15 protein-coding genes are annotated in these 11,973 nt (G+C 30.2%); 4 read left to right on the top strand and 11 right to left on the bottom strand.

The features are described 5' to 3' along the window. Positions 1–1,516 precede the first annotated feature (1,516 nt). The 8 genes from aroC to ACQCX0_RS02170 all read right to left on the bottom strand — a co-directional run bounded on the left by aroC (position 1,517) and on the right by ACQCX0_RS02170 (position 6,311). Positions 1,517–2,611 carry a chorismate synthase gene (gene aroC / locus ACQCX0_RS02205; RefSeq protein ID WP_462562525.1) on the bottom strand — a complete coding sequence of 365 codons (1,095 nt, stop codon included), beginning with the start codon at positions 2,609–2,611 and terminating at the stop codon, positions 1,517–1,519. Next, positions 2,601–3,107, bottom strand: coding sequence for a F0F1 ATP synthase subunit B family protein (locus ACQCX0_RS02200; RefSeq protein ID WP_462562524.1), 507 nt, complete (start codon positions 3,105–3,107; stop codon positions 2,601–2,603). Before ACQCX0_RS02200 ends, aroC begins: the two co-directional genes overlap by 11 nt. Continuing rightward, on the bottom strand, positions 3,107–3,793 hold the full coding sequence (locus tag ACQCX0_RS02195) for a F0F1 ATP synthase subunit B family protein (RefSeq protein ID WP_462562523.1): 687 nt from the start codon (positions 3,791–3,793) through the stop codon (positions 3,107–3,109). Before ACQCX0_RS02195 ends, ACQCX0_RS02200 begins: the two co-directional genes overlap by 1 nt. A gap of 62 nt (positions 3,794–3,855) precedes the next feature. After that, positions 3,856–4,104 carry an ATP synthase subunit C family protein gene (locus ACQCX0_RS02190; protein ID WP_462562522.1) on the bottom strand — a complete coding sequence of 83 codons (249 nt, stop codon included), beginning with the start codon at positions 4,102–4,104 and terminating at the stop codon, positions 3,856–3,858. A 28-nt stretch (positions 4,105–4,132) separates the two neighbouring features. Further along, a complete protein-coding gene (locus tag ACQCX0_RS02185; protein WP_462562521.1) occupies positions 4,133–4,861 on the bottom strand; it encodes a F0F1 ATP synthase subunit A in 729 nt (242 codons plus the stop codon). Between the two features lie 12 nt (positions 4,862–4,873). Next, positions 4,874–5,152 carry an AtpZ/AtpI family protein gene (locus ACQCX0_RS02180; RefSeq protein WP_462562520.1) on the bottom strand — a complete coding sequence of 93 codons (279 nt, stop codon included), beginning with the start codon at positions 5,150–5,152 and terminating at the stop codon, positions 4,874–4,876. 5 nt (positions 5,153–5,157) lie between these two features. Further along, a complete protein-coding gene (locus ACQCX0_RS02175) occupies positions 5,158–5,772 on the bottom strand; it encodes a thioredoxin domain-containing protein (protein ID WP_462562519.1) in 615 nt (204 codons plus the stop codon). Positions 5,773–5,996: 224 nt separating this feature from the next. Continuing rightward, entirely contained in the window at positions 5,997–6,311 is a 315-nt protein-coding gene (locus tag ACQCX0_RS02170; RefSeq protein WP_462562518.1) for a DciA family protein, read from the bottom strand. 210 nt (positions 6,312–6,521) lie between these two features. Here ACQCX0_RS02170 and ACQCX0_RS02165 point away from each other — a divergent pair, with 210 nt between their 5' ends. From ACQCX0_RS02165 to ACQCX0_RS02150, 4 genes are all read left to right on the top strand, one after another. Next, positions 6,522–6,911 (top strand): AAA family ATPase, encoded by a 390-nt coding sequence (locus ACQCX0_RS02165; RefSeq protein WP_462562517.1) that lies wholly within the window; start codon positions 6,522–6,524, stop codon positions 6,909–6,911. Positions 6,912–7,137: 226 nt separating this feature from the next. Continuing rightward, complete coding sequence (locus tag ACQCX0_RS02160; protein WP_462562516.1) at positions 7,138–7,623, top strand: AAA family ATPase; 486 nt, start codon at positions 7,138–7,140, stop codon at positions 7,621–7,623. Between the two features lie 257 nt (positions 7,624–7,880). After that, the gene (locus ACQCX0_RS02155; protein ID WP_462562515.1) at positions 7,881–8,255 is read left to right on the top strand and encodes a hypothetical protein; all 375 of its coding nucleotides are present in this window, start codon (positions 7,881–7,883) and stop codon (positions 8,253–8,255) included. Then, the gene (locus ACQCX0_RS02150; RefSeq protein WP_462562527.1) at positions 8,195–8,530 is read left to right on the top strand and encodes a DUF4276 family protein; all 336 of its coding nucleotides are present in this window, start codon (positions 8,195–8,197) and stop codon (positions 8,528–8,530) included. The genes ACQCX0_RS02155 and ACQCX0_RS02150 overlap by 61 nt, the downstream gene beginning before the upstream one ends. A gap of 178 nt (positions 8,531–8,708) precedes the next feature. Here ACQCX0_RS02150 and ACQCX0_RS02145 read toward each other — a convergent pair whose 3' ends face one another. From ACQCX0_RS02145 to ACQCX0_RS02135, 3 genes are all read right to left on the bottom strand, one after another. Further along, positions 8,709–9,170 (bottom strand): hypothetical protein, encoded by a 462-nt coding sequence (locus tag ACQCX0_RS02145; RefSeq protein WP_462562514.1) that lies wholly within the window; start codon positions 9,168–9,170, stop codon positions 8,709–8,711. A gap of 15 nt (positions 9,171–9,185) precedes the next feature. Beyond that, positions 9,186–10,133, bottom strand: a complete 948-nt coding sequence (locus tag ACQCX0_RS02140; protein ID WP_462562513.1) for an RluA family pseudouridine synthase — start codon at positions 10,131–10,133, stop codon at positions 9,186–9,188. A 503-nt stretch (positions 10,134–10,636) separates the two neighbouring features. Next, positions 10,637–11,973: sulfatase-like hydrolase/transferase (locus ACQCX0_RS02135; RefSeq protein WP_462562512.1), on the bottom strand; the 1,337-nt coding region annotated here is incomplete at its 5' end.

Raw genomic sequence — 11,973 nt, 5'->3', positions numbered from 1 at the left:
CCCTACACGACGCTCTTCCGATCTTCTTGCCAGAACTCATGTATACGGTATCATTTCCAAACAAACTCTCAAATTCATCATCACCTGCAAAAAGCAAGTAAGAATTATCTCCTTTACCGCCAATTACAATGTCATCATTATTAGTTAAAAGTACTTCCAAAGGATCAAACCTTGTAGAGAGAGTCCAAGTAACTGTTTCATGATTCTTTATATCATCTTCTCCATAAACCGGTTGAAAGTTTAACTTAAATTTCGTATTTCCAGTTAACAAAGAATTTTTAGCTGTATTTATACCTAATATATCTAGATCAACTACAAAAGTTGTATTGTTTAAAGAGACATCTCCTGCTTCATATTCCACATAAAAGGTTACATTTCCAACTCCAGAATTATTTTTAATAACCCATGTTTGGATTCCTCCTGTCCCACCCCCTGTATTTATTTCTATATTAGCATTATCGGTTTTTAAGGTTAATCCTCTGGGTATCCCATACAGGGATAATATTTCAGCATTGACCGCAGGATTTGTAAAAGTTATTACTAATTCCCGTCTAATGGTATTTTCATTATTTACTGTTAAATGTAACCCTCTTCCTCCTGCATCTTTAGCAAGATCTATCACTTGCGGTATATACATAGTATAAAAATCATTTTCATCATTTAAGGAACCACCGCCATGTAATAATTTTATAGCATGTTTATCTCCTACTAATCCGAGTAAATCTTTATTCTCCTGAGTTAATGCACCATAATGGGCTACAAATCCCGGCTTAACTTTTTCTACTATAGTAGGCTCGTTATCATCAAAACTACGAGTATATTGTAAGTTATTGTTATAGTGGTAAATAACATCAATATCTTTTATTAAATCAGAAGAATGTCCTAAGGTTTTAATTACATGGTCTTGGAAAAAAGCTCCGAATTGCGGAATAATATTTTGCTCCTCCGTAAATAATTCACCCATTTTGTTAGCTTCAGATTTGTCATCCTTATCTTGCTGTTTAGCTGAGCTTAGATCTTGTCCCACAACAGCATTAGTCTCCGGTGAGGAAATCTTTCTAAAGGTTATAAGTTTATCAGGTTCCTCACTACTCATATAACCCTGAGCACTTAATAAATTCAATCCACTATAAATACTTCCGCTTTTACCGGCTAAAACAGGAGAATTACCTTCAATTGCCATGAGTGCATAGTTTGAGATAGTAATGATTTTCCCTGTAGGAGTATAAATTACTAAATCGCCGTTAACTATCTCTTTTTTAGCATTATCAAGGTTCATATCCAAATTAATAGTATCTTTAGGATGTGCATAAATAACTATATCTTGATTTTTAGGATTCGATACTTGTATATTATTGATTTCATAAACTGGTTGTACATCTGTATTTTTTGCCATTTGAATAAGGACTCCTACCTTGAATCTATTAACTAAAACTTTTAAGAAATTTTAATTTAAAATATTAGCTTATGCTATTCAAAAAGTATTTTATAGCTATTTTATGCTAATCATACTATCTTATATTTTATCATTAAATGTTTTGCGAGCTCTATCTCTTAGCAGACTATCGGCTATTACTAAAGATAGCATAGCTTTCCCTACCGGCACTGCTCTAATACCTACACAAGAATCATGTCTACCTTTAACTGTAATTTTGGTATTTAACATATTTTTATCAATAGTTTGTTGACTGATACCAATAGAACTAGTAGGTTTTACTGCAAAACGTACAATAAGATCATCGCCATTACTGATCCCACCTAAAATACCTCCGCTATGATTATTTAAAAAATTTACAGAATTATTCTGAACTCTCATTTCATCTTTTACAGCAGAACCCCTAGCATTACCTAAAGCAAAGCCCTCACCTATTTCAACGGCTTTAACAGCCGGAATACTCATAATAGCTTTGGCAATTTCCGCATCTAGTTTATCAAACACAGGTTCACCCAAGCCTACAGGCATATTTTTAACTTGTAATTCAATGATAGCTCCTAAAGAATCATTTTCTGCCTGAACTGTTTGTAATAAATTATGCCAAGTTGCTAAAAATTTAGTATTCTGTGTAGGTGCAAAAAAATCATTATTAAAGACTTCTTCAAAGTTAATTTCTTCCTTAGGAATTCTAATTCCTCCGATTGATATTACCCCACCTTTTAACTGAATATTTTTTGCTAATAATATTTTAGAGGCTATGGCTCCTGCAGCAACTCTGGCAACAGTTTCCCTAGCACTTGCTCTACCTCCACCCCGATAATCTCTAATTCTGAATTTTTCTTGATAGGTAAAATCAGCATGATTAGGACGAAATACCTCTTTTAAGTGTTGATAATCTGCACTTTTTTGATCACTATTGGCAATGAATAAAGCAATAGGTGTACCTAAAGTTTTCCCCTCAAAGACACCTGATAAAATGTTTATTTTATCAGGTTCAGCACGTTTAGTAGTGTAAATATTTTTATTAGTTCTACGTTCATCTAAGGCTATTTGGATCTCTTCTTCACTGATTGCTAAATTTGAGGGAACCCCATCTACAATCACACCGATTCCTTCCCCGTGACTTTCGCCAAAAGTAGTAATTATAAAGATTTTTCCGAAACTATTACCGCTCATTAAACTTTTGAATTGCCTGTGAAAAATTTGCTATAGATTTATTCAAAATTTCTCCATGTTGAGCATCATCCAATTTATTCTTAAGTAAACTTTCTACAGTATTAATTGCAGTATCTACTAGATTATATTGTAGATTATAAATTTGTTTGTTTTTCTCTATATTGAGATACTCTATAAAAGATTTTTTACTATTTTTAATTTGGGCGGAAATTTTCTCACTAAACAACTCAGAATGTCTGCTAGCTTTGTGTTGAGCCATCTCAATAATTTTCTCAGTACGTTTATTCAATTTATTAAGATTATCTTTGGTGGTATCTAATAATTTTATTGCCTCACTATGCAGATTTTCAGCACTTTCAATTTCCTGCCTAATAGACTTAATACTATCATTAATTAAATCTAGAACTAAAATATAAATTTTTTTACCTGCAAGCCCACAAAATAAGAGAAAAGCTAAAAATTCCCAAAAAACTTCATGTTCTAATAAACTTAACATTATAATTTTCCTTTAGGATCTAACTTTACAGGTTTTGCTTTTACCTGATCTACTGTCTTATCTGTTGGATTTGTTGCCGGTGTTGCTAATTTTATAGGTCCAGATTTTTTTATTTCCGACTTTACCTGAATTGATTTTATAGGTTCTAATTTTGCTAAAGATTCTTTTACAGCAACTTCTACATCCTCTTGTTTAAATTCAAGCCCTACTACCTTCATTAAATCTTTACTTAAAGCCAAGGTTTCACTCTGTAGTTTATTATTAAATTCACGTTTAATTAGCAACATTGCATGATCAAATTCTATTTTTTTATCTCTCTGGGTTACTAAGAGATTCTCCATTCTCTCTTTATACACTGTGGCTGTTTGCAAAGTGCTATTATCAATAATGGCTTTAGCTTCTTGTTGAGCTTGTTTTAAGCTGTTGTGAATTTTAACTTCCATAAATTCAATTTCTTTTTTAATTTTCGTAGATTTTTCAATATTTAGAACAATTCTTTCCTGCCGTTTATGCTTAACAGCATAAATTTTAGGTACAAAAATATAATGCATTACTAAATATAAAATACTAAAACAAATGACTAACCAAAATATTTGTTGAGGATACTTAGAAAAATCCAGTTGCGGCAAGCCCTTACTTTGTGTAATTCCTTCCGCAGCAATTACCAAATTACTATGTACTAGCATTAGGGTTATTCCAAAAAATTTTACAACTCTCAGCATAATAATGTATATATTTATTAGTATTGTTAAGAAAATAAAATAATAAATACTATAACTAAAACATAGAGAGCCATAGTCTCTGTTAAAGCTACTCCGATTAAGGAATAAGTAAATAGGATTTTTCTAGCCCCAGGATTTCTTGAGAGCTCAGAAATAAAAGAACTAAAAATTCTTCCTATTCCCATCCCAACCCCACCCATAGCAAGCATAGCAATACCTGCTGCTAAGTATTTTGCACTACCGGATATTGCATGTATTAATTCAACGTCAACCATTGTTACTCCTTTTTATTTTATTACTAATTTAATGCAAATTTACCACATCACCTATAAAAATACAGCTTAAAACTGTAAAAATATAAGCCTGTAAAAACGCAACAAATAATTCAAACCCTATTAACGCAGTAGTTAACAATAGAGGAAGAATTCCGAAAATTCCCAGTGAGAACACAAATCCCGCAAAAATACTCAACATTAAATGCCCAGCCATCACATTAGCAAATAACCTAATCCCCATACTTACCGCTTTAGCAAAATAAGATATGATTTCGGCTGGGACAATTAAAGGGGCTAAAATTAAGGGGATACCCTCAGGATAAAAGATTTTAAAAAATCTTAATCCATGCCTAAATAAACCATAAATCGTAGCAAGACAAAAAATAAACATAGAAATTGTTAGAGTAACTACGGTCTGACCAGTAATAGAAAAAGTAAAAGGTAGATTTCCTACTAAATTACTAAATAGAATAAATAAAAAAATTGAATAAATGAGTGGAAAAAATTGTTTAGCCTTTTCATTCCCAATATTATCTTTAGCTAAATTTCCTACAAATTCATAACTAAGTTCTGCTAATATTTGCATTTTATAAGGAATTACAGCACTTTTTTTAAATGATATATAAAAAAAGATAATTATACAAATCACCGAGACACACATAAAAAAAGCAGAATTAGTAAAAGCTAAATCTATATTAGCCACACTAAAATTACCAAAAGACTTTACTTGAAATTGTGCTAAGGGATTAAGCTCCATGTTGAGTATCCATTATAGTTCCTTTTTGATATATCTATACAAATTTAAGAAGCCGGCGACAAAGCCGAATAAAAGAAAAATTATTAATCCCCAAGGTTTGGTATTAAAAAAACTATCAACAGCATAACCAATCCCTAACCCTACCATAACTCCTGCAAATAATTCTAAAATTATATTCATAGCTAATTTATAAGAGTTACTCTCATTTTTCTTAGTATTATTAGGATAAGTATACTTGGCTTCTAATTCTTTAATTTTGACACTTAAACTTTTGAGTTTTTTTGAATGCATATTAATTACTTATTTAACAATTTCTGAATTTGAGCTTCTACTTGGGCATAGCTAGCAACTCCTACTAAACTAACATCTTTTAAAGTTGGTAACTTACTGCCTGAGGTAAAATAAGTTGTAGGAGTACCTTCTATATTTAATGCTTTAGAATACCCTATTGCTTCTGTATACAATTCTTTAACAAATTTATCATTTTTAACTGTAAAGTTAGCCAGTTTGCTCTGAGGAATTCCCACTAACTTAGCATAAGACAATACTGAAGCCACAGCATCTTTACCGGAGTACCAGGATTTTTGATTTTTAAAATACAATGCAATTAAAGATTCGTATTGTTTGATTCCATTAGTCTTATACAACATAGCATGTGCAGCTAAAACTGCTTCTCCACCTGCTGGCATATCAATAAACACTACCCTTAGAAGCCCTTGACTTATATAATTCTTTTGTAATTCCGGAAAAACATTATTATGCATAGTAGCACAATGCAAACAAGCCAAAGAAAAGAAGTAATACATAGTAACAGGTGCATTTTCTTTACCTAAGGATATTCTATTAATATTAGCAACGGCTAAACTGCCTAAACTAAGGAATATTACCCATATTTTTACAAATTTCAACATGATTTTACTAACCCTATACTAGAAATTACTGTGATTATTATAACAAATAAAAATATTTTTGAGCAATAAAATAATTTATAATTCTGAAGAATCTTTTTAGATACCACTGAGGAAATTGGTAAAAAAAGGTATGAGGAAAAATCATTATAGAATATGTATCAAAAAACCTGTTCCTTAGATAGAGACTGCCTTGCTTCTTTTAATTTTTCCTTTAAAATATCTGCCTAAAAATGCCCCTCTATAAAGTATATTTTGCTAATTACCTTATACCCTAAGAGTTTATTAAGGCTTTGTATTACAGAGAAAGTATCATACATTAGTAAATTAGCAGTACTACTATTTTTAATTTTTACATATAAGATAGCGGTGTTCTTTTGCCACATTAGTTTAGAAGGCATTGAAATAGACATCCAATTCAATGGTATAATTAACTCCCAATTTTCAATAATTTTTAACAAAAATTGATCCTGATTTTTAAAAGATAATTTAAAAATACTCTCCACCACTTTAGCAATATGCTCCGGCTCTTTATGCTTCATATTTTCTTTCCTTTTTTTTCATAACTTTTTTAACCTATATAGAACCCTCTTATCACTAATTATATACCAATACACTAATTGTTCTGTTAATAGTAACTCTTATGTTAAGCTAAACAATAAGATTAGAGAATGCAATTTAATTGCTTCTCCTAACTTACCTATTGTATAATGAGCTTAGCATCATTATACAATAATTCCTAAGCTACTGATATGTCAATTCTTACTTCCTTAGAAATTAATAACTTTAAAAACTTCCAGACATTGAAGTTACATAATCTAAGTAATTTAAATATTTTAATCGGAGCAAACGGCTCAGGGAAATCAAACTTTCTAAGTATCTTGGATTTTTTATCTACAACCACTAAAGAATCTTTACATGCTTATTTACAAAATAAAAGCAATGATTCTTTAAATCTGATTTATAAATGGAATCAGGAAAATAAAATCTTTTTTAAGATAATTTTACAAGATTCCGATAAAACTCTACTTAGTTATGAATACACCCTAAGTTATAGTAATAAAGAAATCTTTCATGTTAGCGGTGAAACTTTTAAAAACATTAGTGTAAATACTAAAAAAACTTATTTTATTAATGATTAGCAAGAATTACTATTAAAAAAACAGGCAATCACTAAAAAAGAATTAGCTACGGTTCGTTATTTAGAACATATCTTAATTTATAATTTTTATAATAACAAATTTTTTAATGATAGAACCTCTGGCATTGAAGAAGGAGATCAATTAATTCTAGATAAAAACGGTACTAATCTAGCAACAGTACATTTATAATTTAAAAAATAATTATGCTTATCATTACCGCAATATCATGTATACCCTAAGGATGATTATTCCGATTTTTCGGGATTTTTGTTTTGATGTGCATAAAGATACTGATAAGCTATATTTAAAATGGTTTTCAAGTTTTTCAGAAAAAGCTATTTTAGCTCGCAGTGCCTCCGATGGGAGTATTCGTTTCTTCACATTAGTTACTATTTTAAGCATGCCCTTAGAATTAAGACCATCCTTAGTATTATTAGAAGAACCAGAAATCGGCTTACATCCCTTTGATTTAGAAATTTTATCTGATTTAATTACTACCTATGCAGAAGATAACCAAATTATTCTTACTACCCAATCACCACTCTTACTTAACAAGGCTAAAGTGCAAACTTTTCACGTATTTAATATGAATAAAGAAACAGGCGAAACCCATATTAGTACCCTTGATAAAACTTTATATGAAGAATGGTTACAACACTACAGTATAGCTGAACTTTGGAAAATGAATATTATCGGAGGAACTCCTTTGTAAAAATTTTCCTAATAAAGTTATGCTATGTCAGTATAGTATTTCAGATACTTTTTTACAAAGTTTCTTATAAAAGGCTAGAAGTATAATGGCGTATAATTATATATCTGTTTTTAAAATTTTAAGGTATGAAATAACTAACATTAGTGAAAGAGTAGTATAAAAAATTTGCTTAAGCGTAGCATTAGTGTCTTTACAAAAATTTATGAGGAAAAATAGAAGAAAATATAAGATTTCTGTGTATATAGGATAAAGAATATATGAAAAAAAGTACAGTGATAAAACAACTAAGTTTAGATTTCTCTGTAGATGGACAAACCGAGGGTTATTTTGTAAAATATGTATTAGCGGAGTATTTACAAAAGTATAATATTTTTGTGGGAGAACCCTTAGTTTTAGGGGGAAATGTTACTATTCACAGAGTTGCACAAACCTTAAATTTATTATCTTATCAATATAATTATGTTACTTCTTTATATGACTTTTACGGTTTCCAAGGTATGTTACAGAATGAAACTCCTACCCAACTTTTACATCAAATTAAAACTAATCCTATTATAGCTAATAAAAAACTATTTTCCCATATGTACAAGTATATGAGTTTGAAACCTTATTATTTTCCGATGTTAGCGTAATATGTAATAATTTGTACCAAGAAGAGTTGCATCGCTCGGCATGTAAGATAGCCTTTACACGTGAGATGAACGGTAAACAACCTGAGAAAATTAATAATTCCTTTGCCACTGCCCCTTCTAAACGGATTAGTAAGCTTTTTAAAGGTTATAGAAAAACCCTGTTAGGTCATATTATTACCAAGTCTATTGGGATTGAAAGAATTAGAGAACAATGCCCTCTTTTTAACACTTGGCTTACTAAAATTATTTCTTTAAATAATACTTCTACCTTTTAACTAGATACTGTGTGTTTAAGTAGTGTTGTTACTTAAAATACAGAGTTCTATTATTCTAAACAACTTAACCTTTATATTATTATAATTCTAACTTTTTATATGGTTTGGCAACGGTACTCCGTACTATGTCCTTTAGATAACCACCGGATTAAAGATACATGTCCTGTTTAAATGACAGTTATTTAATAATACTATCCGTAATATTTCGTAATTCTTGTAAATATTGCTCTAAGCTTTGTTCTTCGGCTAAATCTTTACCATACAAATTTTGTTGATACCTTAAATGTAGCAGAGATGTCTCATAAGCTAAACTAACCGCTAATTCTTTCTTAAATACAAAATAAGCTAAAATAAAAGAATTTAAGTTTTTAGTTATTAGTAGTAGTAAAGAGCTTTGTTGAAGATTCAACTTATCTAAAATACTTGCTACGACGTTAAAAGACTCCTTAGGATAGTTCAATTCAAAACTATAAGTTGCCTGTAGTTTTAGCTTAAATTCTGCATTAAATTTATCTATCAAGGGTTGCCACTCTTTTTGTTGCAAAGTTATGAGATCTGTTTTCTCATCAAAATATAATAACACATCATAGTATAGATAATTTAATAATTGGCTTTGAATAGTGCTAGCTTGATTACTCATATTTACAGGCTTAATTTAAAGCTTAAATTCTATTGCTAAATAATTCAGTGCCTGTTGAAACTCCGGATCAAGCGGGGCGACAACTCTAATTTTATTACCATTAATCCCTAAAAACTCAATTGCTCTAGCATGTAAATATAACTTATTCTGATTAAAATTAAGTTTAGAATTTTTTCTAAAACCATATTGATAATCTCCCACAATCGGACATTGTAATTTAGCACTTAAATGAACTCTAATCTGATGTGTTCTCCCGGTTAATGGCTCTACTCCCAACAAAGTAGCTGAATCACCTCCTGCTAGGCTGTTATATTTAGTAATTGCCTCCTTTCCGTGTTCTTTATCTACTACAACCTTAAGCCCTTGTTTATTTAGGGGAAGATTAATAATTCCTTCCTTCAAAATAGGTTTGTTAAAACTTAAGCATATATATTCTTTCCTAATAACTTTATTCTGAAATTGTTTAAGTAAGTTATCTGCAGCAAAACGATTTCTTGCTAAAATTATCACTCCTGTAGTTTCTTTATCTAATCTATGTACCAATTTAGGTTTTTCAGTATTATTAAAATTTAAGTATTCCAGTGCTACATCTAAGTTAAATCCTACATTGGTACCACCTTGCACTGCTAAATTTGCCGGTTTATTGAGAACAATTACCTCATCATCTTTATAAATAACACTTGCCAGAATAGTTTTAATTTGCTCTTTAGTAATTATTATTGTTACTTTGGGTTTAGTCTCAGCAAATTTCTGATATTTCTCTAAGGGTGGAATTCTAAGATTATCCCCTACTTCTAAATAATAATTGAGTTTAGCTCTTTTAGAATTAACCCTGATTTGACCGTCCCTAAGAAGTTTTGCAACAAGGGTATGCGAGAGAAACTTATACTTACCAAGCAAAAATCTATCTATTCTTTGCTTACTATCTTTTATCTCTATATTTAAATAAGTAACTTTTTCCATATCTGCTTCACCGGTTAAGCCTACCTATTGCTTCTTAATAGCTATGTTGTATAGTAATAGAAATACCAACCCTAATAACTAAATCTACTACTCTTTGGTCTTTATTATAGCAAATCTTTTTAAGAAGCTAAATTATATTCTTAAAAAAATAGAAGATAAGGCAAAGGATAACAATAAGTATTCCGTTATTAGGTTTCCTAATAATAAATATTTGGAAATTTTAGAAAAATGTAACATAAGTCTCTTTCAAAGAGCAATACCAGTACTGAATAATGGCATCAAATCTTAATCCTTTCTTTTATAAGTTTATGTGAGAGGTGAAGTTATAGGGATCAAAGAGGAATTTATAGAGATCTATTATAAGATCCTCGGTTGGCGTCTCAATAGTGGTTCTAATAAGAGCTCTAGTAACAGGGCATCCCTCTACAGGAGATATATTCCATTATAATTCTCATAAGTATTCAGGTAAGCTTTGATTCTACTACAGAAATATTCCTTCAGAATTAGGGTTTAAACATCTCAGGAAAAAGTTTAATAATATTCCCTATATCAAAAACATTCTGGTTTGTCTGTAGATCAAAATTCCATTTAATAGATGTTCCTGTAGTTACTTCCTGTTTTGGCAAACGAATCATAATATTTTCATTAGTAGAGGGATCTATACAATTTTTACCTAAAACTTCCTTACATAACTTGTGCGGTAAATCTGCGGTGATAAGAAACTCTTTAGTAATTTTAAGATTATTCTGAGCATCAAAACCTTTTACTAAAAATAATGAATCAATTGCATGTTTGTGCCCTTTTTGTAAATGAGGAGACTGGTAAGATAATCTAGCACCGTGGTCTGATAAAATCACAATATAAGTATTATGGTAAACTCCTTGTTGCTTTAGCCATTTCAGCCAATCTGCTACAACTAGTATGGACTTTTCTGCAGTATAATAATAAGTGGCGATCTTTAATTTGTGAAAATCAACTTTATCTCTTTCAGATAAAACTCTAATATGTCCAACCTCTCCCTTAGTATTAATCCCAGGATCGTGGGGTAATTCATTATGAATATAAGTAAAGGTAGCCTGCCTAGCAATAGTTGTGCTAATTTCAGGTAAAACCTTAAGTGTTTCTAACTCATAATATACACCATCCAATCTACTATCAAGTGTAAGTCTTTGAATAGCTTTATAGATAATTTTTCTAAATTCATTGGGTAGCGGTTTAATAAAACTCAAAAAAATTAACGATTTTAGAACATCTCCTTTATTTTGCATAAAGTCCTTAGATTTATAATGATTTCTCACAGGATGAAAAGCAGAATTTTCAAAGCATTTACTTACATATTTATAGTTAGCACACTTAATATAAGGAGGTCGTAATACATTAACTTCATAATTGGATTGTTTAAAGTTATATGGTAATACTTCCCAAGCCTCAGTTACTTTTATAATATTACTTTTAGCAGGATTTTTATTCATAGCAGTTATTAAATAATTATAACCCCCCATAATTGCTGGCATATTACTTAAGGTATGAATTCCGACTGCAGCCGCATTTCTATAATAAGTAAAGCCACTAAGTTCTTTTTTTAAAGCAGGATTCCTCTCTAACACAATTGGCATAAACCAACCGGAGAAATTATCTAATAAAATTATAATCACATTATTGTGGGTTTTTGATAAAGCTATACTAGGTAAACTCTGCTTATTAAAATTCTTTTGAGCAATATTAAAATTCTTTTGAGCAACATTAGTACCATCTAGACCATCTAGAAAAACATGATACATCTGATATACATTATAAAATATTCCTATAATTAAAGTTACGTTTACTAAAATTAATCCTA

It is taken from the genome of Candidatus Hepatincolaceae symbiont of Strigamia maritima, from assembly GCF_055505085.1.
Note: the sequence above shows the minus strand (reverse complement) of the source record. Positions and strands in the feature narration are given on the sequence as shown.

What these genes read in the sequence shown, in the direction of transcription:
- ACQCX0_RS02185 (WP_462562521.1), bottom strand. Translation starts at nt 4,861, where the DNA reads ATGGAGCTTAATCCCTTAGCACAATTTCAAGTAAAGTCTTTTGGTAAT.
- ACQCX0_RS02195 (WP_462562523.1), bottom strand. Translation starts at nt 3,793, where the DNA reads ATGCTAGTACATAGTAATTTGGTAATTGCTGCGGAAGGAATTACACAA.
- ACQCX0_RS02155 (WP_462562515.1), top strand. Translation starts at nt 7,881, where the DNA reads ATGAAAAAAAGTACAGTGATAAAACAACTAAGTTTAGATTTCTCTGTA.
- aroC (WP_462562525.1), bottom strand. Translation starts at nt 2,611, where the DNA reads ATGAGCGGTAATAGTTTCGGAAAAATCTTTATAATTACTACTTTTGGC.
- ACQCX0_RS02200 (WP_462562524.1), bottom strand. Translation starts at nt 3,107, where the DNA reads ATGTTAAGTTTATTAGAACATGAAGTTTTTTGGGAATTTTTAGCTTTT.
- ACQCX0_RS02175 (WP_462562519.1), bottom strand. Translation starts at nt 5,772, where the DNA reads ATGTTGAAATTTGTAAAAATATGGGTAATATTCCTTAGTTTAGGCAGT.
- ACQCX0_RS02180 (WP_462562520.1), bottom strand. Translation starts at nt 5,152, where the DNA reads ATGCATTCAAAAAAACTCAAAAGTTTAAGTGTCAAAATTAAAGAATTA.
- ACQCX0_RS02145 (WP_462562514.1), bottom strand. Translation starts at nt 9,170, where the DNA reads ATGAGTAATCAAGCTAGCACTATTCAAAGCCAATTATTAAATTATCTA.
- ACQCX0_RS02170 (WP_462562518.1), bottom strand. Translation starts at nt 6,311, where the DNA reads ATGAAGCATAAAGAGCCGGAGCATATTGCTAAAGTGGTGGAGAGTATT.
- ACQCX0_RS02160 (WP_462562516.1), top strand. Translation starts at nt 7,138, where the DNA reads ATGTATACCCTAAGGATGATTATTCCGATTTTTCGGGATTTTTGTTTT.
- ACQCX0_RS02190 (WP_462562522.1), bottom strand. Translation starts at nt 4,104, where the DNA reads ATGGTTGACGTTGAATTAATACATGCAATATCCGGTAGTGCAAAATAC.
- ACQCX0_RS02140 (WP_462562513.1), bottom strand. Translation starts at nt 10,133, where the DNA reads ATGGAAAAAGTTACTTATTTAAATATAGAGATAAAAGATAGTAAGCAA.
- ACQCX0_RS02165 (WP_462562517.1), top strand. Translation starts at nt 6,522, where the DNA reads ATGTCAATTCTTACTTCCTTAGAAATTAATAACTTTAAAAACTTCCAG.